This window comes from Kribbella sp. NPDC104218, from assembly GCF_055584105.1.
Genome location: NZ_JBVJMQ010000002.1, coordinates 1,688,309 through 1,714,738 on the forward strand (window position 1 = coordinate 1,688,309; position 26,430 = coordinate 1,714,738).

At 70.3% G+C, this 26,430-nt stretch carries 22 protein-coding genes; 7 read left to right on the plus strand and 15 right to left on the minus strand.

Annotated elements, in window-relative coordinates; genetic code table 11:
• Nucleotides 1-24 precede the first annotated feature (24 nt).
• The 3 genes from ACZ6ZD_RS23780 to ACZ6ZD_RS23790 all read right to left on the minus strand — a co-directional run bounded on the left by ACZ6ZD_RS23780 (nucleotide 25) and on the right by ACZ6ZD_RS23790 (nucleotide 3,849).
• Nucleotides 25-1,623, minus strand: a complete 1,599-nt coding sequence (locus tag ACZ6ZD_RS23780; RefSeq protein ID WP_465675573.1) for an ABC-F family ATP-binding cassette domain-containing protein — start codon at nucleotides 1,621-1,623, stop codon at nucleotides 25-27.
• Nucleotides 1,624-1,747: 124 nt separating this feature from the next.
• Nucleotides 1,748-3,166 carry an ATP-binding protein gene (locus ACZ6ZD_RS23785; protein WP_465675575.1) on the minus strand — a complete coding sequence of 473 codons (1,419 nt, stop codon included), beginning with the start codon at nucleotides 3,164-3,166 and terminating at the stop codon, nucleotides 1,748-1,750.
• The gene (locus tag ACZ6ZD_RS23790; protein ID WP_465675577.1) at nucleotides 3,166-3,849 is read right to left on the minus strand and encodes a response regulator; all 684 of its coding nucleotides are present in this window, start codon (nucleotides 3,847-3,849) and stop codon (nucleotides 3,166-3,168) included. Before ACZ6ZD_RS23790 ends, ACZ6ZD_RS23785 begins: the two co-directional genes overlap by 1 nt.
• A gap of 169 nt (nucleotides 3,850-4,018) precedes the next feature.
• Here ACZ6ZD_RS23790 and ACZ6ZD_RS23795 point away from each other — a divergent pair, with 169 nt between their 5' ends.
• Genes ACZ6ZD_RS23795 through ACZ6ZD_RS23820 form a run of 6 tightly spaced genes read left to right on the plus strand, consistent with a single transcriptional unit; the run spans nucleotide 4,019 to nucleotide 10,674 of the window.
• Nucleotides 4,019-5,812: an ABC transporter substrate-binding protein gene (locus tag ACZ6ZD_RS23795; RefSeq protein ID WP_465675579.1), complete on the plus strand. Its 1,794-nt coding sequence runs from the start codon at nucleotides 4,019-4,021 to the stop codon at nucleotides 5,810-5,812.
• 1 nt (nucleotide 5,813) lies between these two features.
• Complete coding sequence (locus ACZ6ZD_RS23800; protein ID WP_465675581.1) at nucleotides 5,814-6,794, plus strand: ABC transporter ATP-binding protein; 981 nt, start codon at nucleotides 5,814-5,816, stop codon at nucleotides 6,792-6,794.
• Entirely contained in the window at nucleotides 6,791-7,804 is a 1,014-nt protein-coding gene (locus ACZ6ZD_RS23805) for an ABC transporter ATP-binding protein (RefSeq protein WP_465675583.1), read from the plus strand. Before ACZ6ZD_RS23800 ends, ACZ6ZD_RS23805 begins: the two co-directional genes overlap by 4 nt.
• A complete protein-coding gene (locus tag ACZ6ZD_RS23810) occupies nucleotides 7,801-8,703 on the plus strand; it encodes an ABC transporter permease (protein ID WP_465675585.1) in 903 nt (300 codons plus the stop codon). The genes ACZ6ZD_RS23805 and ACZ6ZD_RS23810 overlap by 4 nt, the downstream gene beginning before the upstream one ends.
• 1 nt (nucleotide 8,704) lies before the next feature.
• Entirely contained in the window at nucleotides 8,705-9,664 is a 960-nt protein-coding gene (locus ACZ6ZD_RS23815; protein WP_465675587.1) for an ABC transporter permease, read from the plus strand.
• Nucleotides 9,665-9,675: 11 nt separating this feature from the next.
• Nucleotides 9,676-10,674, plus strand: a complete 999-nt coding sequence (locus ACZ6ZD_RS23820) for a 2-dehydropantoate 2-reductase (protein WP_465675588.1) — start codon at nucleotides 9,676-9,678, stop codon at nucleotides 10,672-10,674.
• On the opposite strand, the gene ACZ6ZD_RS23825 is transcribed toward ACZ6ZD_RS23820, so the two are convergent.
• From ACZ6ZD_RS23825 to ACZ6ZD_RS23880, 12 genes are all read right to left on the minus strand, one after another.
• Nucleotides 10,651-11,547 (minus strand): GNAT family N-acetyltransferase, encoded by an 897-nt coding sequence (locus ACZ6ZD_RS23825; RefSeq protein ID WP_465675590.1) that lies wholly within the window; start codon nucleotides 11,545-11,547, stop codon nucleotides 10,651-10,653. The two genes, ACZ6ZD_RS23820 and ACZ6ZD_RS23825, sit on opposite strands and share 24 nt — an antisense overlap.
• A 33-nt stretch (nucleotides 11,548-11,580) precedes the next feature.
• The gene (gene idi, locus ACZ6ZD_RS23830) at nucleotides 11,581-12,144 is read right to left on the minus strand and encodes an isopentenyl-diphosphate Delta-isomerase (RefSeq protein ID WP_465675592.1); all 564 of its coding nucleotides are present in this window, start codon (nucleotides 12,142-12,144) and stop codon (nucleotides 11,581-11,583) included.
• Between the two features lie 73 nt (nucleotides 12,145-12,217).
• A complete protein-coding gene (locus tag ACZ6ZD_RS23835; protein ID WP_465675594.1) occupies nucleotides 12,218-13,369 on the minus strand; it encodes a lytic transglycosylase domain-containing protein in 1,152 nt (383 codons plus the stop codon).
• Entirely contained in the window at nucleotides 13,366-14,202 is an 837-nt protein-coding gene (locus ACZ6ZD_RS23840; protein WP_465675596.1) for a phosphate ABC transporter ATP-binding protein, read from the minus strand. Before ACZ6ZD_RS23840 ends, ACZ6ZD_RS23835 begins: the two co-directional genes overlap by 4 nt.
• 39 nt (nucleotides 14,203-14,241) lie before the next feature.
• Nucleotides 14,242-16,833 carry a hypothetical protein gene (locus ACZ6ZD_RS23845; protein WP_465675598.1) on the minus strand — a complete coding sequence of 864 codons (2,592 nt, stop codon included), beginning with the start codon at nucleotides 16,831-16,833 and terminating at the stop codon, nucleotides 14,242-14,244.
• Nucleotides 16,834-16,976: 143 nt separating this feature from the next.
• Nucleotides 16,977-17,987, minus strand: a complete 1,011-nt coding sequence (locus ACZ6ZD_RS23850; RefSeq protein ID WP_465675600.1) for a PstS family phosphate ABC transporter substrate-binding protein — start codon at nucleotides 17,985-17,987, stop codon at nucleotides 16,977-16,979.
• Nucleotides 17,988-18,143: 156 nt separating this feature from the next.
• A complete protein-coding gene (locus tag ACZ6ZD_RS23855; RefSeq protein WP_465675602.1) occupies nucleotides 18,144-19,745 on the minus strand; it encodes a PPC domain-containing protein in 1,602 nt (533 codons plus the stop codon).
• Between the two features lie 26 nt (nucleotides 19,746-19,771).
• Complete coding sequence (locus ACZ6ZD_RS23860; protein WP_465675604.1) at nucleotides 19,772-20,650, minus strand: sortase; 879 nt, start codon at nucleotides 20,648-20,650, stop codon at nucleotides 19,772-19,774.
• Nucleotides 20,647-22,326, minus strand: coding sequence for a phosphate ABC transporter substrate-binding protein PstS (locus ACZ6ZD_RS23865; protein ID WP_465675606.1), 1,680 nt, complete (start codon nucleotides 22,324-22,326; stop codon nucleotides 20,647-20,649). The genes ACZ6ZD_RS23860 and ACZ6ZD_RS23865 overlap by 4 nt, the downstream gene beginning before the upstream one ends.
• Before the next feature lie 11 nt (nucleotides 22,327-22,337).
• Nucleotides 22,338-23,405: a phosphate ABC transporter permease PstA gene (gene pstA, locus ACZ6ZD_RS23870; protein ID WP_465675608.1), complete on the minus strand. Its 1,068-nt coding sequence runs from the start codon at nucleotides 23,403-23,405 to the stop codon at nucleotides 22,338-22,340.
• Nucleotides 23,405-24,385, minus strand: a complete 981-nt coding sequence (pstC, locus tag ACZ6ZD_RS23875; RefSeq protein ID WP_465675610.1) for a phosphate ABC transporter permease subunit PstC — start codon at nucleotides 24,383-24,385, stop codon at nucleotides 23,405-23,407. The genes pstA and pstC overlap by 1 nt, the downstream gene beginning before the upstream one ends.
• Entirely contained in the window at nucleotides 24,382-24,720 is a 339-nt protein-coding gene (locus ACZ6ZD_RS23880; protein ID WP_465675612.1) for a hypothetical protein, read from the minus strand. The genes pstC and ACZ6ZD_RS23880 overlap by 4 nt, the downstream gene beginning before the upstream one ends.
• A 257-nt stretch (nucleotides 24,721-24,977) precedes the next feature.
• Here ACZ6ZD_RS23880 and gndA point away from each other — a divergent pair, with 257 nt between their 5' ends.
• On the plus strand, nucleotides 24,978-26,417 hold the full coding sequence (gndA, locus tag ACZ6ZD_RS23885) for an NADP-dependent phosphogluconate dehydrogenase (protein WP_465675614.1): 1,440 nt from the start codon (nucleotides 24,978-24,980) through the stop codon (nucleotides 26,415-26,417).
• Nucleotides 26,418-26,430: the final 13 nt, after the last annotated feature.

A 26,430-nucleotide genomic window follows, 5' to 3' on the forward strand; every position in this document is an offset into this window, starting at 1 on the left:
CGATCTGTTGGTGGATGGGGTTCGTCAGGCTAGGGAGACGAGGGAGAGGTAGTCGTCGGACCAGAGGTCTTCGGTGGCTTCGGGGAGGATGAGGACGCGGTCGGGGCGGAGGGCCTCGATGGCGCCTTCGTCGTGGGTGACCATGACGGTGGCGCCGGGGTAGTTGCCGACGGCGCCCAGTACTTCGTCGCGGGAGGCGGGGTCGAGGTTGTTGGTGGGCTCGTCGAGGAGGAGGACGTTGGCGCCGGAGTGGACCAGGCCGGCCAGGGCCAGGCGGGTCTTCTCGCCGCCGGAGAGGACGCCGGCGGGTTTGTCGACGTCGTCGCCGCTGAACAGGAACGAGCCCAGGACGTTGCGGACCTCGCCGTCGGTGAGGCCGGGGGCCACGGCGGCCAGGTTCTGCTGGACGGTGCCGGCCAGGTCCAGGGTGTCGTGTTCCTGGGCGAAGTAGCCGAGCCGGAGTCCGTGACCCGGGACGACCTGGCCGGCGTCCGGCAGTTCGCGCCCGGCGAGCAGCCGGAGCAGGGTCGTCTTCCCCGCGCCGTTCAGGCCGAGGACGACGACGCGGCTGCCCCGATCGATGGCGAGGTCGACGCCGTCGAGCACCTGCAGACCGCCGTACGCCTTGCGCAGGCCGCGGGCGGTCAGCGGAGTCTTACCGGACGGCGCCGGCTCGGGCAGGCGAATCTTCGCCACCCGCTCGGTCCGCCGGACCGGTTCGACGCCGGCGAGCAGCTGGTCCGCGCGACGGGCCATGTTGCGGGCGGCGACCGCGGTGTTCGAGCCGGCCTGCATCTTGCGGGCCTGCGCGTGCAGAGCGGTCGCCTTGCGCTCGGCGACGGCCCGCTCGCGGGCGCGCCGCCGCTCGTCCAGCTCGAGTTGCTGCAGGTACTTCGTCCAGCCGGTGTTGTGGACGTCGATCGTTGTCCGCTGCGGATCGAGGTGGAAGACCCGATTGACCGTTGCCTTGAGCAACTCACGGTCGTGGCTGATCACGACCAGCCCGCCCGGGTAGCCGAGCAGGAACGACCGCAGCCAGACGACGGAGTCGGCGTCCAGGTGGTTGGTCGGCTCGTCGAGCAGCAGCGTGTCGTGCTGCGCGAACAGGATCCGGGCCAGCTCGACCCGGCGGCGCTGCCCGCCGGACAGCTCCCCGACCGGCTGCTCCAGCGCTCGCACCGGCAGACCGACCCCGCCCGCGAGCCGGGCCGCCTCAGCCTCGGCCGCGTACCCGCCGCCGGCCTGGAACCGCGCCTCGGCCCGCGCGTACGCCGCCATCGCGCGCTCCTGCGCCGCCCCGGACGCCGTACTCATCGTCGCCTCGGCCCGGCGCAGATCGCGGACGGCGGTGTCGAGGCCGCGCGCCGACAGGATCCGATCGGTGACCGTGAGCTCGGGGTCGGCGGCCCGCGGGTCCTGCGGCAGGTAACCCACCGACCCGACCGCCGTCACGCTGCCCGCCGCCGGCCGGTCCTCCCCGGCCAGCGCCCGCAACAACGTCGTCTTGCCGGCGCCGTTCCGCCCGACCAGGCCGACGCGGTCCCCCGGGCCGACGTGGAACGTCAGGCCGGCCAGCAACAACCGCGCGCCGACGCGAAGATCTACACCACTGACAGTGATCATAACTGTAACTCTCTGTGATGGTATGCGGACACACTTCTGGTTCGGAAGCGGGTCGCGTACCTAGACACAGAGGCAAGTAGCCATGCCCCCACGGTAACCGCCCGGCTGAACCCCGTCAGCCGAATTAGTGCGCGGGCAGATCGATGGTGAACCGCGCGCCGCCGGTCGGGCGGGTGCTGACGCGGATGGCGCCCTGATGCCATTCGACGTGGCGGGCGACGATGGCCAGCCCGAGGCCGACGCCGCGGCCCCTCGAGGACGATTCGGCGCGGCCGAAGCGTTCGAAGATCCGGTCCTGGTCCTCGGGGGCGATCCCGGGGCCGGCGTCGTCGACGGTGATGACGACGCCGAGGCCGCCGGGTTCGACAGTGACGCCCTTGCAGCCGCCGGCGTGGTCCTCGGCGTTCTCGACGAGGTTGGCGACGACGCGTTCGAGGCGGCGTTTGTCGGCCTGCATGATCAGCAGCTCGGCGCCGGGCGCGACAGTGGTGACCGGGCGGCCGGCGGTCGCATCGGCCGCGGCGCGCACCAGGTCGGCGATCCGGACCTGCTCGCGACTGCCGCGATCGCCGCCGTCGTCGCGGGAGATCTCCAGCAGGTCGATGACGAGCCGGCGGAAGCGCTCGAGGTCGTCCCCGAGCAGATCGACCGGCTCACGGACGGGCTCGGGCAGCTCGGCGCGATGGTTCTGGATCAGCTGCATCGAGTTCAGCATCGTCATCAGCGGCGTCCGCAGCTCATGACTGACGTCACCGGCGAACCGCGCGTCCGCCTCGACCCGGCGCTCCAGGTTCGCGGCGGTCTGGTTGAACGATCGGGCCAGGCCGCCGAGATCGCGATCGTCCTCGGCGTCCAGGCGCGCGTCCAGCCGGCCGCGGGAGACGGCGTCCGCGACCTTGGTCAGCTCGGCCAGCGGACGCAGCGCGAGCGTGCTGGCCAGGCGCCCGACCGCGAGGCCGATCAGCGCGGTGGCGATCGCCGCCGCGACCAGCGTGATCTTCAGCGTCCGCAGCGTGTCGTCCAGCTGGGTCAGCGGGTGGAACTCGAAGAACGCCTCCCCCGGCCGGCTCACCGGGACGCCGACCACCAGCACCCGCTGCCCGTTGATCGTGAGCCGCGCATCACCCGCCGTCCCGCCGCGAACGTCGCGGATCAGCTCCGGCGGCAGATCCTCCGGCCGGCCGGCCAGCGAGTACCACTCGTTCCCGAAGTAGACCATCGAGGCCGCCGAGTCGGTGGACGGCAGCGTGCTGAGCAGCGACATCACGCTGACCCCGGGCCGGGCCTCGACGACGCCGCAGTCCGACCGCTCGCGGACCGGCATACACGACGTCGGCGACCCGTAGATCCCGAACCGGAACGCGGCCGCGTTGTCCTTCGTCTGCACCCACGACGACGTCTCGCGCTCCTCGGTCAGGTACTTCGAGACGATGTTCCAGGTGACGACCGCGAGCACCGACGACAACCCGAGCGCGAGCAGCCCGTAGGCGATCATCACGCGGCCACGCAGACTGGCCCTGCCGAGCAGCTTCAAGCGCGGCACTAGCCGACCAAGCGGTAGCCAAGGCCGCGGGCCGTGACGAGGTGCTGCGGACTCGCGGGGTCGTGCTCGATCTTCAGCCGCAGCCGCCGGATGTGGACGTCGACGATCCGGCTGTCCCCGAAGTAGCCGTACCCCCAGACCTTCGACAGCAGCTGCTCGCGCGACAGCACCCGGCCCTCGGCCCCGGCCAGCTCGGCGAGCAGCTTGAACTCGGTCCGCGTCAGCGGCAGGACCTCGGCGCCGCGCGTCACCTCGGCGCCGGGGATGTCGATGGTCAGGTCTCCGACGACCAGGACGTCGGGCTGGCGCGCGTTGGCCGGCTCGACCCGGCGCAGCAACGCCCGGATCCGCGCCGACAGCTCCTTGGCCACCAGCGGCTTGGTCACGTAGTCGTCCGCGCCCGCCTCCAGCCCGGCCACCACGTCGTGGCTGTCCGTCCGCGCGGTCACCATGATCACCGGGACGTCGCTCGCCCGGCGGATCTCCCGGCAGACGGTGAACCCGTCCCGGTCGGGCAGCATGATGTCCAGCAGGACGACGTCCGGCGGCTGGCGCCGGAGCGCGGTCAGCGCGTCGATGCCGTTGGCCGCCTCGGCGACCTCGTAGCCCTCGTCTTCCAGGGCGAGCCGCAGTACCCGGCGGATGCGGGGCTCGTCGTCGACCAGCAACAGGCTGTGTGCCACCCCTCCAGTGTCGCGCACGACCGGTCCGGACGCCGATTACGGCTGTCATGAATCCGCAATGTCCGCCCCGCACGCCATGTGACAACTCCTTGACGCTTCGTTGACCGCGGTTCCGGCCGGGCCCGGAAGTCCTACTTTCCAAGACATCCAGTCCTGGAGGAGGACAAAGATGGCGAAGAGAAGGCTGGCGGCCGTATCCCTGGCCGCCGTGGCGAGCCTGGTGCTCGCCGCCTGCAGCAGCGGCGGCGGATCGCCCACCGGCGCCGGTGGTACCGCCGGCGCCCCGGTCGTCGGCGGCACGCTGAACATGCTCGGCGCGCAGGACGTCGACTACATGGATCCGAACCTCAGCTACTACTCCGTCGGCTACCTGAGCCTGCGGATGTGGAGCCGGCAGCTGTTCACCTACCCGGCCGATCCGAACGGGAAGAACACCACACCCGTCGCGGATCTCGCGCAGGAGCTCCCGACCACCGCGAACGGCGGGGTCAGCGCCGACGGCAAGACCTACACGATCAAGCTCCGCTCGGGGGTGAAGTGGAGTACGTCGCCCGCCCGCCAGGTCACCGCGGCGGACGTCGTCCGCGGGGTCAAGCGGACGGCGAACCCGGTGCAGCCGTTCGGCGGCAGCCCCGACTTCGCCGACCTGCTGGTCGGCTACAACCAGTTCGCCGCCGGTTTCGCGAAGGCGCCGAAGACCGTCGCCGGTATCCGGGACTACCTCGAGAAGACCCCGCTGCCCGGTGTCGAGGCCAAGGACGACGGCACGGTCGTCTTCCACCTCACCCAGCCGGCGAGCTACTTCGTCGACATGCTGACGCTGCCCGCCTTCTCCCCCGCGCCGATCGAAGCGCTCGAGTACCTCCCGGCGTCCACCGAGCTCGGCAACAACTACCCGGCCCTCGGCCCGTACAAGGTCGACTCCTGGACGCCGAGCAAGTCGATCGTCTACTCCCGCAACCCGGCCTGGGATCCGGCCACCGACCCGGTCCGCAAGGCGTACGTCGACAAGATCGTCGTCACCCAGGGCCTCACCCAGGACTCGATCCAGCAGCAGCTGCAGACCGGTACGCCGTCCGCCGACATGGAGTTCGACGTGGCGCCGCCGCCGTCCCAGCTGCCCGCGCTGCAGGCGAAGAAGGACCCGAAACTCAAACTCGGCGACACGGCCGGCTCGAACCCGTACGTCATCTACAACACGGCCTCGCCGAACAACAACAAGGCGCTGGCGAACGTGAAGGTCCGGCAGGCGATCAGTTACGCGATCAACCGCGACCACATCCTGCAGGTCCTCGGCGGCAAGACCCTCAACCCGCCGCTGACCCATGTGCTCCCCGACGTCATCCTCGGCTCGAAGCAGACCGACCTGTACCCGTACGACCCGGAGAAGGCCAAGCAGCTGCTCGCCGAGGCCGGCTACCCGAACCTGACGCTGAAGTTCCTCTACCGGAACTCGAACGAAGGCAGCAACAAGAGCTTCCAGACCATCCAGCAGGATCTCGGCAAGGCGGGGATCACGGTGACCGGCGTCCCCTCGCCGAACTCGGACTTCTACGTCAAGTACCTGCAGGTGCCGAGTGTGGCCAAGCGCGGCGTCTGGGACCTGTCACTGGCCGGCTGGGGTGCGGACTGGTACGGCAACGCGGCGCTGTCCTTCTTCAAACCGCTCTTCTACGGCGAAGCGGCGTTCCCGCCGGTCGGCAGCAACTTCGGTCTCTACAACGACCCGGAGACCAACCAGCTGATCAAGGAAGCCGCCTCCGCCCAGGACCCGGACGCCGCGGCCGAGCTGTGGGCCAAGACCGACGCCCGGGTGATGGAGCAGGCGCCGTTCTACCCGCTCACCAACAACAAGCAGGCGAACTACCACGCCGAGCAGGTGCAGAACGCGGTCTACGTCCCGTCGCTGCAGAACTTCGACCCGACCAACGTCTGGCTCACCAAGGACAAGCAGGGCGGCTGAGATGGCGTTACTAGAGGTACGAGACCTGCGGGTCTCCTTCGACACCCCGGACGGCACCGTCCGCGCCGTCCGGGGGCTGTCGTTCGACGTCGAGGCCGGGCAGACGCTCGCGGTCGTGGGCGAGTCCGGCTCGGGGAAGAGCGTGTCCACGCAGACCATCACCGGGCTGACCCGCGGCGCGCAGGTGTCCGGTACGGCGTACTTCGACGGCACCGACCTGATCACCGCGGACCAGGCCACGCTCCGCCGGCTGCGCGGCGCGCGGATCGGGATGATCTTCCAGGACCCGTTGTCCAGCCTGCATCCGCACTACCGGATCGGCTGGCAGATCGTCGAGATGATCCGCGCCCACGACACCGTGATCAGCAAGGCGGCGGCCCGCCGCCGGGCCGCGGAGCTGCTCACGCTGGTCGGCATCCCCCGCGCCGCGGAGCGGATCGACGACTACCCGCACCAGTTCTCCGGCGGGATGCGGCAGCGGGTGATGATCGCGATGGCGATGGCCCTCGACCCGGCGCTGCTGATCGCGGACGAGCCGACCACCGCGCTCGACGTCACCGTCCAGGCCCAGGTCCTGAACGTGATGCGGCGACTGCAACAGGAGTTCGGGACGGCGATCATCCTGATCACCCACGACCTCGGGGTGGTCGCCGAGATGGCGGACGACGTCGTCGTCATGTACGCCGGGACCGTGCTGGAGCGAGCCCCGCGCCGGGACATCTTCTACCGCAACCACCACCCGTACACCCAAGGTCTGCTGGCCTCGCTGCCCGCTCGCGCCGGCGACCGGTTGACCCCGATCCCGGGCAGCCCGCCCAGCTTGATCGGCCTTCCGCAGGGGTGTCCGTTCGCATCCCGCTGCCCGCAGGTGTTCGACATGTGCCGGGCCGAGGCGCCGCCGCTGGACGACGTCGGCGGCGACCCGCGCCACCAATCGGCCTGCTGGCTCCCGCATCGGCGGAACGAGGCGATCGCGTCATGAACGAGGTCTTGCTGCGAGTGGACGACGTCCGCAAGGAGTTCCCGACGAGCCGGAAGGAGGTGGTCCGGGCGGTCGACGGGGTCTCGTTGGAGGTGTTCAAGGGCGAGACGCTCGGGCTGGTCGGCGAGACCGGTTGCGGCAAGTCGACCTTGGCCCGCTGTATGGCCCAGCTGTACGGCGTCACCGCGGGCTCGGTCCACTTCGAGGGCCAGGAGATCAGCGCGTTGTCGCGGCGCGCGATGCGACCGGTCCGGCGCGACATCCAGGTGATCTTCCAGGACCCGTACGGCTCGCTGAACCCGCGCCGCCGGGTCGGCTCGATCATCGGCGATCCGTTCGCCATCCACGGCATCGCGCGCGGGCTCGAGCGGAAGCGGAAGGTACAGGAGCTGATGGAGCTGGTCGGGCTGAATCCCGAGCACTACAACAGGTTTCCGGCCGAGTTCTCCGGTGGCCAACGGCAACGGATCGGGGTCGCGCGGGCGCTGGCGCTGCGGCCGAAGCTGGTCATCTGCGACGAGCCGGTCTCCGCGCTCGACGTGTCGATCCAGGCCCAGATCATCAACCTGCTGGCCGATCTGCAGCGCGAGTTCGACCTGACCTACGTGTTCATCTCGCACGACCTGTCCGTCGTCCGGCATGTCAGCGACCGGATCGCGGTGATGTACCTGGGCAAGATCGCCGAGCTGGCGCCGACCGACGAGTTGTTCAGCCGGACTCGGCATCCGTACACGCGGGCGCTGCTGTCCGCCCTGCCGGTCGCCGATCCGGACACCGCCGACAGCCGGGAGCAGATCATCCTCGGCGGCGACATCCCGGCCGCGACGAACCCGCCGGCGGGGTGCCGGTTCCACACGCGCTGCCCGAAGGCGCGAGCCGATTGCGCGCTCGTCGAGCCGCCGCTGGTCGCGGTCCTCGAGGACGGCGACCAGCATCGGACGGCGTGCCTGCATCCGCTGGTCCTGGGTGAGGACCTGTCCACCGCCGTCCCCGATCTGCAGGCGTCATGACCGCCGTCGAGGCGCCGGCAATCGAGGGCCGCAGCCCGCTGCTGCTGGCCGTGCGCCGGTTGCGGCGGGACAAGGTCGCGATGATCTCGCTGGCCGTGATCGTGCTGATCATCGCGATGGCGATCTGCGCGCCGGTCTTCGCCGCGCTCACCGGGCACCCGCCGAACGAGCAGTACCGCGATCTCGGCCTGACCCCGGACGGGCTGCCCCGCGGGCCGAACGGGACCTTCTGGCTCGGGACGGACGACCTCGGCCGGGACGTCCTGGTCCGGATCGCGTACGGCGCCCGGGTCTCGCTGCTCGTCGGCGTCGTGGCGACCGCGCTGACGGTCGGGGTCGGCGTCGTGCTGGGGCTGGCCGCGGGGTTCCTCGGGGGGATCACCGACACCGTCCTGGCCCGGCTGATCGACGTCGTCCTCTCGGTGCCGTTCCTGCTGGTGGCGATCTCGCTGGTCTCGGTCACCGGGCCGAGCCTGACCGTCACCGTCCTGGTGATCGGCCTGTTCAGCTGGGCCTCGGTGGCCCGGATCGTCCGCGGGCAGGTGCTCTCGCTGCGCGAACGCGAGTTCGTCGAGGCGGCCCGGTCACTCGGCGCGCCCGATCGGCGGATCATGTTCGTCGACATCCTGCCGAACGTGCTGGCCCCGGTGATCGTCTACACCACGCTGCTGATCCCGGTGGTGATCGTGACCCAGGCGACGCTGTCGTTCCTCGGGCTCGGTCTGCCGCCGCCGACCGCCGACTGGGGCGGGATGATCAACTCCGCGCAGAACTACTACACGACCGCCTGGTGGTTCACCCTGTTCCCCGGCCTGGCCCTGCTGATCACGACCCTGGCGTTCAACCTGTTCGGCGACGGGGTCCGCGACGCCTTCGACCCGCGCGCAGATCGGACCTGAGATGGCACTGTTCCTGCTCCGCCGGCTGGGCCACGGCCTGCTCGTCCTGTGGCTGATCTCGATCGCGGTCTTCGGCCTGTTCTTCGTTGCCCCCAGCAACGTCGCGCAGACGCTGGCCGGCCGGCAGGCGACCCCCGAGACGATCGCGCTGGTCCAGCACCGGCTCGGGCTCGACCTGCCGATCTGGAAGCAGTACCTGAACTTCCTCACGAACGCCGTCCAGGGCGACCTCGGCTACGACTACTACCACCAGGTCCCGGTGACCACGATCATCGGGCAGGCGCTGCCGATCACGGTCTCGCTGGCCGTCGGCGCCGCCGTCCTCTGGCTGAGTCTCGGCGTGTTCAACGGGGTCGTGTCGGCGACCCATCCGCGGTCGCTCGCCGATCGCGGGCTGACGCTGTTCGCGTTGTTCTTCTACTCGTTCCCGTCGTTCCTGCTCGGGTTGCTGCTGTTGTACTTCCTGTACTTCCGGCTGACGATGTCCGGGTTCGACTGGTTCCCGGCCGGCGGGTACCAGCCGCTCAGCGCGGGGATCGGGGCGTGGTTCCAGCATCTCGTGCTGCCGTGGATCGCGCTCGCCTTGCTGCTGGCCGCGACGTACACCCGGCTGACCCGCGGGTCGATGCTCGACGTACTCGGGGAGGACTACATCCGGACGGCGCGGTCGAAGGGGATCCGCGAGCGCCGCGTCGTCGTCCGGCACGGGCTGCGCAGCGCGCTCACCCCGGTGGTGACGCAGTTCGGGATCGATCTCGGCCAGCTGGTCGGCGGCGTCGTCGTCATCGAGACCGTGTTCAGCCTGCCCGGGCTCGGCAAGACCGCGGTCACCGCGATCAACCAGCAGGACCTGCCGGTGATCATCGGCATCGTCTTGTTCGCGTCGGTGGCGGTCGTGATCGCGAACATCCTGGTCGATGTCGCGTACGCCGTCCTCGATCCCCGGGTCCGGCTGCATTAGTGTTCGTTCGCGTGAAGATCGCGGTGTACGGCGCGGGTGGGATCGGGTGTTACGTCGGCGGACGGCTCGCCGCGGGCGGGGCCGACGTGACGTTCGTGGGCCGGCCGCGGATGGCCGCCGTCCTGGCTGAACACGGGCTCCGGCTGACCGACTATCTGGGTGCGTCGCTGGGCGTTTCGGCCGCGGACGTGCGGTACGAGACGACGCCGGAGGCCGCGGCGGACGCCGATCTCGTCCTGGTCACGGTGAAGTCGGCCGCTACGGCGACGGCGGCTGACGAGCTGGCCGGGGTGCTCAAGCCGGGTGCGGTGGTGGTGAGCTTTCAGAACGGGATTCGGAATGGGGAGCTGCTCAAGGCGCGGTTGACCGAGCAGACCGTGTTGACCGGGATGGTTCCGTTCAACGTGGTGAATCGCGGCGACGGGCATTTTCACCAGGGCACGGAGGGGTTGCTCGACGTCCAGAGTGATGGCGCGTTGGCGGCGTCCGAGGATGCCTTCATCTTGGCCGGGCTACCGTTGCAGCAGCATGACGACATCCTGCCGGTGCAGTGGTCGAAGCTGTTGCTCAACTTGAACAACCCGGTCAATGCGCTGTCCGACGTACCACTGCGGGACGAGCTGTCGCAGCGCGCGTTCCGGCGTTGTTTCGCCGCGGCGCAGGCCGAGGCGCTGGAGCTGCTGGCGGTCGCGGAGATCGAGCCGGCGCAGATCCTGCGGGTGCCGATGCGGCGGCTGCCCAGTGTGCTGCGGCTGCCCGATTTCTTGTTCCGGCGACTGGCCGCGCCGATGCTGGCGATCGATCCGCTGGCCCGGTCCTCGATGTGGGAGGACCTCGAGGCCGGGCGCCCGACGGAGATCGACTACCTGAACGGCGAGGTCGTCCGGCTGGCCGAGTCGCTCGGGCGGACGGCGCCGGTGAACGCGCGGCTGATCGAGCTGATCCGCGCCGCCGAGACCAAGCGCCGGGCCTGGTCGGGGGCCGATCTACTCCGCGAACTGCAGGGGTAGCTCCGCGCGGACGTCGATGCTGACGATCCCGTAGCGGAAGCCGAGATGCTCGTTCAGCCGGCGCATGTCGGCGTTGCCCTCCTGCGTCCAGGTGTAGATCTCGGTGATCCCGTTCCGGGCGGCCCAGGCCATACTCGTCCGCTTCAGCGTCGCGGCGATGCCCTGGCCGCGGCGGCTGCGGCGGACGGCGGTGTAGGCGACCTCGGCGCGCTGCGGCTGATCGGTGTCGATCATCAGCCCGGCGACGCCGATCACCTGGTCACCGTCGATCGCGACGAACATCGCGGCCGGGTCGTTGATCCACTCGGTCGCCCACTCCGCGGCACTCACCTGGAGCGGCGACCGGGTCGCCATATCCGGGAAGGTCGGGACGGCGACGTCGTCGTACGCCTGCGCCCACAACTCAGGACGCTCGGCGACCGAGACGATCTCGTACGCCGTCGGCGCGGGCGGGCTCGGCTCGGCGCCGATCGCGCGCACCTGCTCGACCTGCCGCCCGGACTCGGTGAACCCGAACCGTTGCGCGAACGCGAACGATCCGTCGTCGTCAACCGTCGTCCCGGCCACAGTGTGGCCCTGGGCAAGCGCCTGCTTGGTGAGGGCCCGCAGCAGGGCCGTACCGACGCCTTGACGCCGCGCCTCCGGCCGGACCCGAGGCGCGACCGCAGCGCGATCGGACTCCGACGAGCGGTCGAGAAGGCCGTTGCCGACCACCTGACCATCGATCTCAGCGAGGAGGAGCAGCCGGCCAGGAGCCTCCTGAGCGCGCAGCTCGGCGACGCTGGGACAGCGCTCGTACGGCAGCGCGGCGATCCGCACCTGCCGCCAGGCCTCGTAGTCCGCGTCGGTCTCGACCGGTCGGATGTCCACCATGGCACTCCCCCTCCTGGTGTCCCGACCGTTGTATCAGGGGCGGGCCGCCGGCGGCAGCAGGTTTTCGTCGCCCACCGGCCAGTCAGCCGGCGACGACCCGAGCGCATCCAACTCGTCGAGCTGCAACACGGCCCACGGCGACAACCCGTCGACACCCCGAATCTCGGACCACTCGACCCACCGATAGTCCTCGACCTCGGCCGGCGCCGGCCTCGGCGTCCCCTCCCACCGAACCCGGAAGACCGGACACAGCTCGTTCTCCACCACCCCGTTCGGCATCTCGGCCCGATACCGGAACCCCGGCAGCACCAGCTCCGTCTCGACCCCGCCGATCCCCAACTCGTCGGACAGCCGCCGGACGACGGCGTCCGCGATCGGCTCGCCGGGAAGTGGATGCCCGCAGCAACTATTGGTCCAAACCCCAGGCCAGGTGGCCTTACTGAGCGCCCGCTGCGTCAACAACACCCGCCCGGCGCCGTCCACCACATAACTGGAGAACGCCAAATGCAGCGGCGTCGCCCCGTGATGAACAGTGGCCTTCGCCTCCGTCCCCACCGCACGCCCCTGCTCATCCACCAACACCACCAGCTCGGTCACCCCTTGAGCGTAGGCCCACCCGCTTGCCCGCACCCAACCCCAGGCGTGTTTCCCCGGTCTTGCCGCCGGTGGATCAGGGGGTCTCGGTGGAGGTTTCCGGCGTCGGCGTGGGCGTCTCCGGGTCGGGCGTCGGGGTTGGGGTCGGGGTGGGAGTCGGAGTTGGCGTGGGAGTCGGGGTTGGGGTGGGAGTGGGGCGGGTTGGGGGCCGGGTGGAGTGTTGAGGCGGGCGCGGGGTGGCAGGCGGCGGGGACGTGACGGTCGGCGGGGTCACTCGGGGCGGAGTGACCTCGGGCGGCGTCGGGGTGGCCGGACCGGATGGGGTCGGGTGCGGGGTTGGGGTGGGGTCCACGTCCACGGGGGGCTTCGCGACGTTGCCGTCGTCGGTGGCGGGCGGAGGGATCACGCCGTCGCCGTCCGGGACCTGGATGGTTTGGCGGGTGTAGGACTGCATCCAGCGGAGGACGGTGGACACGTAGTCCATGGAGTGGTTGTAGCGGAGGACGGCTTGGACCAGGGCTTGGGGGTCGGAGAGGTTCGACGAACCCCAGCAGAGGTAGTTGCCGGCGGCGCGGGTGGCGTCGTAGATGTTGTGGGGGTCGCGGCGGCCGTCACCGTTGCCGTCGGCGCCGAAGGAGGACCAGGTGCTCGGGATGAACTGCATCGGCCCGACGGCGCGGTCCCACTGGGTGTCGCCGTCGTAACGGCCCTGGTCGGTGTCGGCGATCGCGGCGATTCCGGGTGCGCCGTTCAGCACCGGGCCGAGGATGCGGCCGCGGGTGTTGCCCTGGGCATCGACCTTGCCGGCGCTCGCGTGATCGGACTCGACTTTGCCGATACCGGCGAGCAGGGGCCAGGTGAGGTGGCAGGCCGGCGCGGCGGTGGCGAGATCGGCCGCGACACGCTGGTACGCCGCCAGCACGGTGCCGGGGATGCCGGATTCGCCGGACACACCGGGGATCGGCGCTACCTGCCCGTCGGTTGTGCCCGTCACCGGGACGTCGATCTGCGGCGGGTCCTGGACCGGGAGCTGACCGCCGGCGCCGGGGCCGGGCGGGAGGTCAGCTGGGCGGTCGAGGACGCCGGCGAGGTCGTGGGAGTAGACGACGAGCTGGTTCGGCGTACCGGTGTTGCCGGCCGCGAAGACGAGTGCCATCACGCCGAGTGGCGCGGCGCAGGCCCAGGTCGCGATGAGTTTGATCCGCCAGGTCTCGCTGCGGGTGATCATCCGAACCGTCCTTCGACATAGTCCGCCGTCCGGGAGTCCACCGGGGTGGAGAAGATCTGCTCGGTCGGGCCGGATTCGACGATCACGCCGGGGGTGCCCTGCTCGGCGAGGAAGAACGCGCAGGTCTGCGAGACCCGGGCGGCCTGCTGCATGTTGTGCGTGACGATCACGATCGTCACCTCGCGGCGCAGGTCGTGGATGGTCTCCTCGATCCGGCGCGTGGACGTCGGGTCGAGGGCCGAGCAGGGCTCGTCCATCAGCAGGACGTCGGGGCGGACGGCGAGCGAGCGTGCGATGCACAGCCGCTGCTGCTGCCCGCCGGACAGCGCGCCGCCGGGTGAGTTCAGCCGGTCCTTCACCTCTTTCCAGAGACCGGCCTTGGTCAGGCACTCCTCGATCAGCGCCGTCCGCTCGCTGCCCCGCACCCGGGTGCCGGTCAGCTTCAGCCCGGCCGTCACGTTCTCCGCGATACTCATCGCCGGGAACGGGTTGGGTTTCTGGAACACCATCCCGATCCGCTTGCGGGTCTCGGTGATCCGCCGCTCCGGCTCGTAGATGTCCTCGTCGTCCAGTAACACCCGCCCGGCCAGCGACGCACTCGGGACGAGCTCGTGCATCCGGTTCAGGATCCGCAGGAACGTCGACTTCCCACACCCCGACGGCCCGATCAGCGCCGTCACCTGCCCGGCTTCCATCCGCAAAGTCACTCCAGCCAGCACCTTGTGACTCCCGAACCAGGCCGAGACCTCGTCACTCGCCAGAACACTCCCACCCGCCACCGCGGGCAGCACCACAGTCTCCGCATCCCCAACCACAGGCAAAACGCTCGTCATCACAGTTCCTCTCTCGACCAGGGGTTGGGTAGGGGTGAGTCAGCCACGGTGGCGGGCTCTGCGGAGAAGGCTGCCCAGGGAGCGGCGGAGGGGGTGGGTGGGGTGGGCTATGAGGCGGATGGCGGGGGAAGCTACGCCGGCGGCCAGGCCTGCGGCGAGGAGGGCGGGGAGACCCCAGGCGAGCCAGCCGAGGGAGTCGCCCTGGGTGGTGGCGGCTACGGGCTGGATGGGCTTGTTGGCTTGGGGTTTGGCGCCGGGCGGGGGCGGAGTGGAGGTGCCCGGCGTAGTGGGCGTGGTCGGGTTGGGCGTGGGGGTGGTGTCGTCACCGCCGGTCCGGGTGTCCGGTGGCGGCGTGGTCTGGGTCGGGTTGGGGGTGGGCGGCGTGGTCGGGTTCGGGACGGGCGGGCCGGGTGGGATGGGCGGGGTGCCGGACTGGGACTCGACGGCTGCGGCGACCTTGGTGGCTTGGTCGCGCATGGGCTGCGGCAGGGAGAGGTAGCCGTCAGGAAGCTGCCCGGCCTCTTGGCCGTACGCCTGCCCCTCGGTGGCCAGCCAGCGGAGGTTGTCGGCGTACCGCTTGGCCAGCGTGGTCGGCAAGGAGGAGGTGGGGACGGCGGCGTAACTGATCAGCGTGCCCGGATAACCGCGGCGGTCCATCGACTTGTAGTCGAGCGTCCAGACACCCGACTTCTGGTCCGGCGTAGCGCCGTCCAGCGCGTACCCCATCGACTCCGCGGTCGGGGCGACGTATTCCCCCGCCGCATTACGCAGGTCCGCAATCGGTACGCCGGTCTTCTGCAGCTCCGAAGTCGCCGACAACGTGAACATGCTCCGCGTCCCGAACTCCTGCGCCACCTCCCGCTTCGGTACGACGGGGCTCAGCGGATCACTGCTGTTCGCGAACTGCGGCGACTGCGTCAGCGGCCAGGCCGACATCGTCACATCCGCGCCGTTCGCCCACGAGTTCGTGTTCTGCGCCCACAGCGACTGCGGTGCGAAGCCACTCCACACGCCACTGTTCGCCGGCGCCAGCCAGCCGTCCCGCAAGGTGTAGTCATCGGTCGGCAGCTGCCATCCGCGGTAAGCCTCGTTCACCGTCATCCCCCACGGATCCCGCTGTCCCTGCAGAAAGGCCCGCGCGGTCGGGTCGGCCCAGATCCACCGCGTCACCCCGAGCAGCACGTCGGTCCGGAACACCGGCATCGCCAGCTGTGTCCCCGCCGCGGCACTCGCGCCGCCGAAGTCCGCGGCCCCCGGGTTGAGCGCCTGGAACTCCGGATCCCGGAAGATGTTCGCCGGGTTGGTCCCCGTGTTCGGATTCACCGCGAACCCGTTCAGCCCTTTGAACAACCCGCCGTACGACTGCGTGAGCAGTTTCGCGACCAACCGCTGGTTCAGCTGCAGTGCCGTGACCGGGCTGATCTTCCCGTCCAGCCGCTTGTCGATCGTGTACCCGATCGCGAACCCGGAGACCGCGATCGGCGCGTACGCCGTCTTCCGGTCACTCGCCACCGGATCGTCCGGCCCGGCCGGCTCGGTGACGACAGCGCCGTCCGCCGCGTACTTCGACGCGGACGCCGGATCCCGCTGACCCAGCTGCCGCAACGCATCCGGCTCCCAGGCCCGGGTGAAGTCGAGCGCCGCCGTACTCGACGCCTGGCAGCGAGCCGGCACCCAGCGCCGCATGACCTCGGCCGTCAGCTCGGACCCGAGGAACTTGGCCTCGTCGCTCCGTCCCGCGCAGTTCGGCAGGCTCGGGCTGAACGCGAGCTTGAACACGTACCGCTCGTACCAGTTCGCCAGCAGCTGCCAGTTCGCGATCCCGGCCTTGCCGACCTGCCCCCGGCAGGTGTTGATCGTGGCCGCCGGTACGCCGTCCTCCGCGGTCAGGCAAGGCCGATCCTTGACCGGTACGACGACCAGCGAACACGGCACGGTCTCCGAACAACCCAGCGACGGGTTCTCCGCGGCCGTGTTCAGCCAGGTCTGGACCGCGCCCGTCCCATCGGACTGCGTCAGCCCGCGCCGGAAGTTTCGCGTGCCCGGGGTGAAGTCGTCGATCGGCACGATCAGACCGCCCGAGTCCGCGGCCGCCGCCATCGGCAGCGTCGCCCAGGTCCCGTTGGCGTTCTGAATCGCATGCGGCGATCCGTTCGCCTTCTTGAACGGGACGCCGAGGAACCGCCCGGTCGGGTTGACCGGGTTCTGCCACCAGTCCGAGGTCTCGGTCGGCGCGTAATGCGTCCCGCGAGCCTGCAGCCTGATCAGACCGGACGCGTCGCCGTTGAGGTTCAGCGATCCCATCCAGCAGTCCTCCCGCGCCGGGTTCGCGCCCCGGCACTGCATGACCAGGACCGGGTTCGTCACCCCGACGCCGGGATCCGACCCCGACGGGTCCAAACCCTTCCAGGACACGGTGATCGCCTGCCGGCTCAGATCCGCGGTCCGGCTGACGGTGACGTCGCCGGACCCGCGGGTCAGCGTCACCGGCGATTGCGACGGATCCGCGAACACCGCCGCGTCCGCCGGTTGTGGCGACGGCGCCGCCGTCGCGAAGTCGAAGGCCGCGGCCGGCGCGAGCAGCGCCAGCACGAAGACACCCGAGATCAGCGTGAGTTTCCGCGTCCGCACAGGAACGTCCCTCCCCAGGATTGCAACGATGTCAGCGTGTCCAGATGGCGGTACGGCGCCGGGTCCGCAAGGTGAACTGGACATGAAACGAGCCCGGGTGGGCGCGCAGCTCCGCGCCCACCCGGGATTCGTGCGTACTGGCGTCAGAGCACGCCGCAGGTGCCGCCGTTGGCCGCGTCGCCCAGCGGCAGGAAGCCGTTGGCCTGCACGACGTCACCGGCGGTGGTGGTGGCCGGGTCGGTGTCGGCGTCCTCGCAGATGTACGGCGTGCCGCCCAGCGAGGAGAAGCCGAAGCCGTCGCCGAAGACATCGGCCAGGTCGGCCGGGACCGAGCCGCCGACGGTCTTCACGACGTTGTAGAGGTTGCGGTCGTAGTCGGTGGCGCCGGTGCCGATGGCGCCCAGGAACGTGCCGCTCTTCTCGGTCGCGGTGAGCAGGTTGTACCGGCCCACCGAGAACGGCGCGATCGCACCGGCGTTGGCCTTGACCGGAGCCGAGCTGTGCTCCTGCACCGGGGCGCCGCCGACGTTGTCCTTGACGCAGGCCGGGAGGCTGGTGGCCGAGATGCCGACCTGGGTGGCCCAGAAGCTGCGGGTCCCCGAGCCGGCCTGCGGGATCAGGGGCAGGATGGCCAGGTTCGGGCCGCCGACCTGGTTCCAGTTGGTGATCGTGCACTTGTAGATGCCCTCGAGCTGCGCGTCGGTCAGCGACGTGACGCCGGTGACGCCCGAGTGCGCGGCCCAGCGGACGCTGTCCTTGGCGAACGGCAGGAAGGCGAGGTTGGCGCAGTCGCCGGTCGCCGGGCCGCGCGAGGAGCGGGCCGCGGAGATCGACGCGTTACCGCACAGGGCGTTGATACCGGCGCCCGAGCCGTTCGGCCGGGTGATGGCGGTCTGGCCGGCCCGGGTGACGATGGTCGCCGAGCCGGTGGCGTCGAAGGTCTGGATCTTGACCGACGGGGCCGGCGTCCGGCCGTTGTAGACGGCGGCGAGGTCGTTGAGCACGTTCTCGCTGGTGTCCGAGCCGACCAGGACGATGTCGTTGCCGTCAGCCGTGAACGGCTGGTCCGCGTGGGCGTTCAGCGCGGAGGTGGCGACCAGGGCGACGGCCGCGGCGGCGATCGCGGTGGTACGAGCGGTACGGATGAAACGCATTTGGGGAATTCCCTTCCTCACAAGCGTTCTGCGCGATCCGGACGATCGCGGTGCCGGGATCCGGTCACGACTCCAATTCATCGTGCCGGGGTCGCCAGCAGGTCGCTGTTCGGTTAACCGGACATGACCCGCTGGCTAGCCGGAAACGTTGTCAGCTCAGCAGGGGAAGGCGATTCCCCAGCCGATGGCGGTCAGGGCGGGCTGGCTGCCGGTCAGACCGGTGGCCGGGTTGAACGCGTCGGTTCCGTAATCGACGTCGACGTCGTCCGCCGTCCCGCCGACACCGTCCACTCCGACGCCGTACAGCCCCGCGAAGTTGCCGTCGGCATCCATGAGAGTGGCGGGCGTCGCCGGGTCGGTCGGAAAGGCGCCGTACAGCGCGCCGAGCTCGCGGCCGGCCAGGTTGCCGAGCGCGCGACCGACGAAGGCGATCCGGTCGGACGTCGTCCCGAGGTAGGTGTTCAGGCTGAGCGGGCCGGCGGCCGCGCTGACGCGATCGAGCTGGACCAGCGCGGTTTCCTCGTGGGCGAAGTTGCCTGGGTCAACGGACTGCGCGGTGCCGACCCGGCCGATCCCGGACTCCGCCGTCCGGCCGCCGATGACAACGCGAGTCACGTTCGGGCTGCCGAAGAGGTCCGCACTGTCGGCGCTGGTCCGGATCCGCAGGTTGACGTCGTGTCCGGCGCGGACGGCGTCCGTCCGCAGGTTCTCCCGGACGGTCGCGGTCGCCTTGGCGATGACAGCCGCCTCGTCGGCCGCGGTCAGCCCCCAGTTCGGTAGGTAGGCTGCCAAGCCGGACAGCTGCCGGACGCCGGTGCCGCCGAGCGGGGCGAGGTCGATCGCGCCGCCGTCGAAGTCCAGGAAGACGGTCTGCGGTGCCTTGTCGACGCCGGGGCGAACGGTCTTGAGCTTCAGCTCGTAGGGGCCGAAACCGTCGGTGACGGTCACGGTGTACCAGCCGGTCCGCTCGGCGACGTACGCCAGATCGACCGCACCCCGCGGCAGCGGAGAGGACGCCGGCAGCTTGCCGAGGCTGTGCAGATCGGTGCTGACGGCAACCGATCCGTTCGGCCGGAGCAGTGTCAGCCGGTCGCCGGAGCTGGTCAGCGCGGCGCCGAAGACGTCCCCGGCGGTCAGCTTGACGGAGTAGGAGTCGCGGTCGATCGGCGCCGCGGCGATCAGGAGTTCGTAACTTCCGGTGTCCGCGCCGCCGAGGCCGCTGCCGGAGTTCTGCGGGTCGCCCGGGAAGTCCCCGGCCGCGCTCTTCCCGGCGACGACGACGTAGTACGTGCCGGACGCCGGGATCGGGAACTGGAGCTTGCTCAGCGCACCCGCGCCGCCGTCGTCGTCCGAGGCGAGCAGTTGGCCGGCGGCGTCGTACAGGCCGACGACTGTGTTGGTGGCAGCGGGTGAGCCGTCGGTGCCGACGGTCAGGGTGTGCCCGGCCTGGCCGGTCACCTGGTAGAAGTCGAAGTCGTTCGTCTTGTCGCCGAGCGAGCCGTGCGGCCCGTCGCCGAGGACGCCGTTGGTGGTGACGGCCCGGCGTCCCCCGACGCCGATCCCCGTGGCCGTCGCGGCGGTGATCGATCCGTTGTCCTCGGCACCGGCCGCGACCGGGACCGGGGACGGCTCGAGCACGCCGTGAATGGTGGCATTGTTGTTGGTGCTGACAACCGCGGACGACACCCCCGGGGTCGCGGCCAGCAGCGCTGTGAGGAGCGCCGCGCCGACCACTGTCCGGCGGATGGTTGCGTTCATCGGTTCTTCCCCTCCAGGACTGATCCTCAGATCAGATTCGGAAGCATGGCGGCGATCTGCTCGAACACCCGCCATGCCAGCGCGACGACAATCGGCGCGCCGATCAGGTAGGACTCCCAGCGGCCGATCCGGGTCCGGAACCAGACAAAGCCGGCGGCGACCACGATCAGCGCCTCCAGCCACAGCACCAGCGTCAGGACGCCGGAAAGGTCGGTCCCGAAGGCCTGCTGGGAGTCGGGAACCCGGGCCACTCGCCCGCCCGGGTCGGGTAACGCGGCGCCCGTGGCCAGCTCGGCGTCGACGTACACCGTCCTGGCCGGGACCGGCGCGCCCTCGGCGGTCACCAGCGTCAGCCGGGACGCGCCCTGGGTCAGTGCCGCGGGCAACGGATCCCCCTCCCGGCGGATCGCCTTGACCTCGTAGGTGAACCGTCCTTCGCCGGTGACGACCTCGAACCGGGTGCCGGGCACGAGCTGCGGGAGGCTGCGGAACGGCGCGCCGAAGGTCAGCCCGCGCCCGTAGATCACCGAGATCCCGGCCTGGCCGGGCAGCGGGGTGTCGGAGCGATGGCCCGGCCCGTCGCGCAGGATCGCGCCGGTGGTGCCTTCGTTGATCACCTGCCGCAGTTGGAGCCCGGGGATGTCGAGGACGGCGACCGGCGCGCCGACGACGACGTCCGGCCCGACGGGCGCCGTCGCCTCGGCGAGCTGACCGCGAAGCTTGTCGTAGGCAACGTCTTGGGCGCGATTGAACTGCAGCGCGCCGAGCAGGAGGACGTAGATCGAGAATGCCAGGATGCCGAGCGCGAACAGCCGCGCGGCGTCGGCCGTCAGCTGCGGCCGCAGGTCGAGCTCGGCCCGGACCCGCGCCTTCAGCCGGGGTGCGACCGCTGCCGCAGCGCTCACTGGCCGGCCCGCTTCTTCTGCAGATGCCGGGAGACGAGCGTCGGCACCAGCAGCACGAGCAGGATCTCGACGGCGGTCAGCACGCCGAGGTTGCGCAGCATGTTGTTGCCGCCACGATCGCCGGTCAGCTCGGTGACGTTGCCGGTCGGCTGGTAGGTGCCATTGTTGTTGCCACCGGCATTGATCACCTGACCGGTCTCGGGGTCGATCGCCGCCCCAGGGCCGGTCGTCGGAGGTCCGGTGGTCGAGTTGTTGCCGTTCTGGTTCGGGTTCGGATCGTTGCCGTTGGCCCCGTTGCCGTTGCCGCCCTGATTCCCGTTCCCGGCGTTGCCGTTGCCATTGCCGGTTCCGTTGTTCCCGTTGCCGTTGCCGGTCCCGTTGTTGTTGCCCGGGTTGTTCGGCGTCCCGGCGACGCACTTGCCGCCGATCGACGGGCCCGCGCCGTCCCGGTCGCAGGCGAGCGGCTGCGGGGCGATGTCGGCCAGCACGTTGCGGTTCAGGTTCTTGCCGTCGAAGGTCGGGTTGCCGCATTTCTTGATGTCGGTCGCGGACGACGGGCTGCCGGGCACCTTGGCCACCTGCTGGAATGCCGAGCGGACCAGGTTCAGCGGCAGCGGCGAGTACCCGAGCGGCGCGGCCTTCTGTTGCCCTTGGCACAGGAAGTAGGAGGCGAAGTCGGCCAGGGTCTGGCCTTTCGACGTGCTCAGGTTCGACGTCGGCAGGATCATGTACGAGTACGACGACAGCGGATAGGTCCGCGGATCGGCGTTGTTGTAGACGCCGGTCAGCTTCTGGGTGAGATAGTTCGGGCCGGGCGTGGTGTCGATCTGCGCCTTCGTCAGCGCGACCGCGGTGTTGTACGCCGTCGGCGACGTGTAGTACCCGGCGTTGTTGCGGACCTTCGCCACCGGGTACGACTTCCCGAGCGCGTACGAGTACTCGACGTACCCGATCGCGCCGTCGGCGTAGCTCGCCGAGATGTAACCGGCCATCTGGCTCGAGCCGCCCTGCGCCTTCACCCCGGCGAAGTTCTTGGTCGGGAAGTACGACGTCTGGCCGCACGGCCGGCCCTGCGTCGTCCGGCAGAAGGCGTCCCACAGCGGCTTGTGCTGGGTGTTCATCCAGATCGTGAACTGCGCCGTCGTCCCGGAGCCGTCGGAGCGCACCACCGGGATGATCTTCTTGTTCGGCAGCGCCTTGCCGTTGTTGTCCCTGGTGATCTGCGCGTCGTTCCAGTTGGTGATCTTGCCGGTGAAGATCTTCGTGATCGTGTCGCCGGACAGCCGCAGATCCTGGTAGAGCTGCCCGCGGATCCGGATCTGGTACATGAACGCCGTCCCGCCGGCCACGATCGGCATGTAGGCGAAGTCCCGCCCGGCCGCGGTGTCGGCGGCGCCGGTCAGCGGATCGACGCCCTGGTACGGGATCTCGGAGACCGCGAAGTCGACCAGCCGGTTGGCGAAGTCGAGCCGGCCGCGGGACGAGCCGCCCCCGCCGTACTCGACGCGCATCCCGCGCGGCTCGACGTCGCGGATCCACTGGTCCAGCGCGTTCTGCGACCAGGTCGAGCCGGTGCCGTAGATCGGCGCGTACGCCGTCCCGCCGGCCGACGCGGGCAGCGCCGCGAACGCGGTCGTGAGCAGCAGGGCGAGCACGAAGGCGCTGAGCCGTCGCATCGGAGTTCCTCTCATCGGGCGCCGGAACGGCCACGACCGGCCATCCAGCGGGAGAACGCGAACAGCAGCAGGACCAGGACCAGCAGGAGCGCGGCGGCGCCGAACGCCCGGCTGATGTAATTGCTCTCCGGCGACTGCGACATCTTGAACGTGAACAACGGCAGCGATGTCATCGGCCCGGAGAACGGGTTGAGATTCAGGTAGGTCGTGAATCCGGCGGTGAGCAGCACCGGCGAGGTCTCGCCGATACCCCGCGCGGTACCGAGTACGAGCGCGGTCGCGAGGCCGGGCCGGGCGGTCGGCAGGACCACCGACCAGACCGTCCGCCACTGCGTCGCGCCGAGTGCCAGCGACGCCTCCCGCAGCCCGCTCGGGACGAGTCGCAGGACCACCTCGGACGACCGCGCGATGATCGGCAGCATCATCACCGAGATCGCCATCGCGGCGACAAAACCGGACAGCCGCATCCCGAAGCCGATCAGCAGGACGACGTACGCGAACAGGCCGGCCACGATCGACGGCAGCGCGGTCATCGCCTCGACCACCGACCGGACCAGCCGCGCCGCGCGTCCGCCGACCTCGGTCAGGTAGACCGCGCAGAGGACGCCGAGCGGCAGCGTGACCGCGATCGCCATCGTGATCTGGATCAGCGTGCCGGCCAGCGCGTGGACGGCGCCGCCGGTGCTGAGCGGTTCGAGTGGACCCGCCGTCCGGAGATCCTGGGAGAAGAAGTTCCAGTGCAGCAGGGCGGGCGCGCCGCGGATCAGCGTGTAGCCGATCACGGTCGTCAGCGCGATCCCCACCAGCGCGGCGCCGCTGTGCGCCAGCAGAACGGCGAACCGGTCGGCCAGGACCACCCGGCCGCGGCGCAGTCCGGTCAGCAGCAGGTACAGCGCGGTGAAACTCAGCCACCAGCAGACGATGAAGCCCAGCGTCCCTTCAGTCGGCAGAATCCGGCTGTACAACACCCAAGTCAGCGACAACCCAGCCACCGCCGAGCCCACCAACCCAGCCCGATCCTGCACATCGACAACCCGCAACTGTCTGCGTTGCGGCTCCTCGGCCGTACTGAGAGCCATCAGATCTCCGTTCCGGCGCCGCTGCGGCTGCGGGCGACGACGAAGCCCGCGATCAGGTTGACGATCAGCGTGATGACGAACAGGACCAGGCCGGCCGCCATCAGCGCGTTCAGCTGGGAGCCCTGGGCCTCGCCGTAGCGCAGCGCGATCATCGACGAGATCGTGATCGAGCCGGACTGCAGGACGTGCCAGTTGATCTCGAACAACGGCGACACGATCATCACCACCGCGATCGTCTCGCCGAGCGCGCGCCCGAGGCCGAGCATGGTGCCGCCGATGATGCCGCCGCGACCGAACGGCAGGACGACGGCGCGGACGACGCCCCAGCCGGTCGAGCCGAGGGCCAGCGCGGCCTCGCGCTCGCCGCGCGGCGTCTGGTCGAACACCTCGCGCATCACCGCGCACGCGATCGGCATCACCATCATCGCGACCACGATCCCGGCGATGAACGCCGACGACGCGTACGTCGCGCCGTCGAACACCGCGGCGTCCGGGTCGGTGTCGACCGCGAAGATCGGGATCCAGCCGAAGAAGTCGGTGATCCAGCGGGAGAGGTGGATGATCCACGGCTGCAGCAGGAAGAACCCCCACAGGCCGTACACGATCGACGGCACCGCGACCATCAGGTCGACCACCGCGATCAGCGTCTTCTTCAGCCCGCGCGGCGCCCACTCGGTGATGTAGAGCGCGGTGGCGACCGCCAGCGGGAACGAGATCGCGATCGCGATGGTCGCGATCACCACCGTCCCGAACAGGATCGCCGCGACGCCGATCTGATTCGCCTCGGGCTGCCAGGCCTGCTCGGTGAAGAACCGCCAGCCGTAGGTCTGCAGCGTCGGTTTCGCCTGGTAGGCCAGGAAGACCCCGATGCCGCCGGTGATCAGCAGCACCAGCCCGCCGCCGCCACGTGCCACCAGCCGGAACACCACGTCGGACGGCGACAGCGAGGCCCGCAACCGGCGCGGCGCCTGCTCGCTCACCGGTTCGGCTCGCGCTGCGTCAGATGACCGGATGTGACCTCGGCCAGCTCAACAGCCTGCGTGAATCGATGGAATGCCCGGCGCGCGTCGATCTGCCGGGCGAAAACCCCCGGACAGCGCACATCCGGCCCGCCCTGCGTCGCCAGCTCCCACCGCCAACGCCCGTCCGGATCCCTGCGCAGCGCGGGCTCCGCCTCGCGGACGAGCCGCCGGACCGCGGCCAGCTCGTCCTGCGGCGACCGCCGTCCCCCACGGCCGAGTGCCAGCGGCCGGTTGTTCCCCGACAACAGGCGCCACAGCCGTTCACCTCCCCGCGGATCCTCGAGAAACTGCATCCGCACCCCCACCTCGCCCCTCCAACTTCTCCCCCAGCGCAGTCAGTCACGGTGACTGTCCTCAGCACCGGACAACGTGCGGTGAACCGGGCCGAAGCGGAGCATGAACGCGTTTTCCGGTTCCGGCCGGGGCCGGAATTGCCGCCCGGAGGTGGAGCCGGGCTCACCTTCGTCCGCCAGTCGGGCCCCCGTGGGCGAGCGCTTGCCGGGCGCGCGAAGATGGGTCCGCACACCACTTGAACCGCGGGAGAGAACTGATGAGCTCTGAGAAAGCGCAGATCGCCGTCACCGGCCTGGCCGTGATGGGCCGCAACCTGGCCCGGAACCTGGCGCGCAACGGGTTCCGCGTCGCCGTCCACAACCGGTCCCAGGGCCGGACGGACGCGCTGATCGAGGAGTTCGGTCACGAAGGTGACTTCACCGCCGCCGCCGACCTGCCGGCCCTGGTCGAGGCGCTGGAGCAGCCGCGGAAGATCATCATCATGGTCAAGGCCGGCGAGCCGACCGACGCCGTGATCGACGAGCTGGTGCCGCTGCTCGACGCGGGCGACATCGTCATCGACGCCGGGAACGCGCACTTCCTGGACACCCGGCGCCGCGAGCAGGCGCTGGCGGAGAAGAACCTGCACTTCGTCGGCAGCGGCGTCTCCGGCGGCGAGGAGGGCGCGCTGAACGGCCCGAGCATCATGCCCGGCGGCTCCAAGGAGTCGTACGCCGCGCTCGGCCCGATCCTGACCAAGATCTCGGCCCACGTGAACGGCGAGCCGTGCTGCGTGCACGTCGGCCCGGACGGCGCCGGCCACTTCGTGAAGATGCTGCACAACGGTATCGAGTACGCCGACATGCAGCTGATCGCCGAGGCATACGACCTGCTCCGGCACGTGCTGGGCCTGTCGCCGGCCGAGCTGGCCGACGTCTTCCGGGAGTGGAACACCGGCGACCTCGAGTCGTTCCTGATCGAGATCACCGCGGACGTGCTCAGCCAGACCGATCCGACCACCGGCGGCGCGTTCGTGGACGTCGTCCTGGACCAGGCCGAGCAGAAGGGCACCGGCCGCTGGACCGTGCAGTCCGCGCTCGACCTGGGCATCCCGGTCAGCGGGATGGCGGAGGCCGTTTTCGCGCGGTCGCTGTCCGGCGACGTCGTCCGGCGGGAGGCGGCGGCCGGTGTGCTGCCGGGGCCGGCCACGGCGAAGGCGGATGTCGACCGGGCGGCCTTCATCGAAGACGTGCGGCACGCGCTGTACGCGTCGAAGCTGGTCGCCTACGCGCAGGGCTTCGACGCGATCCGGGCCGCCTCCGAGCAGTACGACTGGGGTGTCGACCTGGGCGCGATGGCGACGATCTGGCGCGGCGGCTGCATCATCCGGGCCCGCTTCCTGGACCGCATCAAGGAGGCCTACGACCGGAACCCGGCCCTGCCGTCGCTGCTCGTCGACGACTACTTCAAGGACGCCGTCAGCAACGGCCAGGAGGCGTGGCGCCGGGTCGTGGCCACCGCCGCGACGGCCGGCGTCCCGGCCCCGGGCTTCTCGGCGGCGCTGTCGTACTACGACGGGCTGCGCGCCGAGCGGCTGCCGGCCGCGCTGATCCAGGGCCTGCGGGACCTGTTCGGCGCGCACACCTACAAGCGCGTGGACCGCGAGGGCACCTTCCACCTGGAGTGGTCGGGCGACCGGTCGGAGACGCAGTCCTGACGTCGTGACACGC

Excerpts from the sequence above, each read along its gene's own strand:
- ACZ6ZD_RS23780 (WP_465675573.1), bottom strand. The coding sequence starts at position 1,623 with ATGATCACTGTCAGTGGTGTAGATCTTCGCGTCGGCGCGCGGTTGTTG.
- ACZ6ZD_RS23795 (WP_465675579.1), top strand. The coding sequence starts at position 4,019 with ATGGCGAAGAGAAGGCTGGCGGCCGTATCCCTGGCCGCCGTGGCGAGC.
- ACZ6ZD_RS23800 (WP_465675581.1), top strand. The coding sequence starts at position 5,814 with ATGGCGTTACTAGAGGTACGAGACCTGCGGGTCTCCTTCGACACCCCG.
- ACZ6ZD_RS23805 (WP_465675583.1), top strand. The coding sequence starts at position 6,791 with ATGAACGAGGTCTTGCTGCGAGTGGACGACGTCCGCAAGGAGTTCCCG.
- ACZ6ZD_RS23810 (WP_465675585.1), top strand. The coding sequence starts at position 7,801 with ATGACCGCCGTCGAGGCGCCGGCAATCGAGGGCCGCAGCCCGCTGCTG.
- ACZ6ZD_RS23815 (WP_465675587.1), top strand. The coding sequence starts at position 8,705 with ATGGCACTGTTCCTGCTCCGCCGGCTGGGCCACGGCCTGCTCGTCCTG.
- ACZ6ZD_RS23825 (WP_465675590.1), bottom strand. The coding sequence starts at position 11,547 with ATGGTGGACATCCGACCGGTCGAGACCGACGCGGACTACGAGGCCTGG.
- ACZ6ZD_RS23835 (WP_465675594.1), bottom strand. The coding sequence starts at position 13,369 with ATGATCACCCGCAGCGAGACCTGGCGGATCAAACTCATCGCGACCTGG.
- ACZ6ZD_RS23840 (WP_465675596.1), bottom strand. The coding sequence starts at position 14,202 with ATGACGAGCGTTTTGCCTGTGGTTGGGGATGCGGAGACTGTGGTGCTG.
- ACZ6ZD_RS23850 (WP_465675600.1), bottom strand. The coding sequence starts at position 17,987 with ATGCGTTTCATCCGTACCGCTCGTACCACCGCGATCGCCGCCGCGGCC.
- ACZ6ZD_RS23855 (WP_465675602.1), bottom strand. The coding sequence starts at position 19,745 with ATGAACGCAACCATCCGCCGGACAGTGGTCGGCGCGGCGCTCCTCACA.
- ACZ6ZD_RS23865 (WP_465675606.1), bottom strand. The coding sequence starts at position 22,326 with ATGCGACGGCTCAGCGCCTTCGTGCTCGCCCTGCTGCTCACGACCGCG.
- pstA (WP_465675608.1), bottom strand. The coding sequence starts at position 23,405 with ATGGCTCTCAGTACGGCCGAGGAGCCGCAACGCAGACAGTTGCGGGTT.
- ACZ6ZD_RS23880 (WP_465675612.1), bottom strand. The coding sequence starts at position 24,720 with ATGCAGTTTCTCGAGGATCCGCGGGGAGGTGAACGGCTGTGGCGCCTG.
- gndA (WP_465675614.1), top strand. The coding sequence starts at position 24,978 with ATGAGCTCTGAGAAAGCGCAGATCGCCGTCACCGGCCTGGCCGTGATG.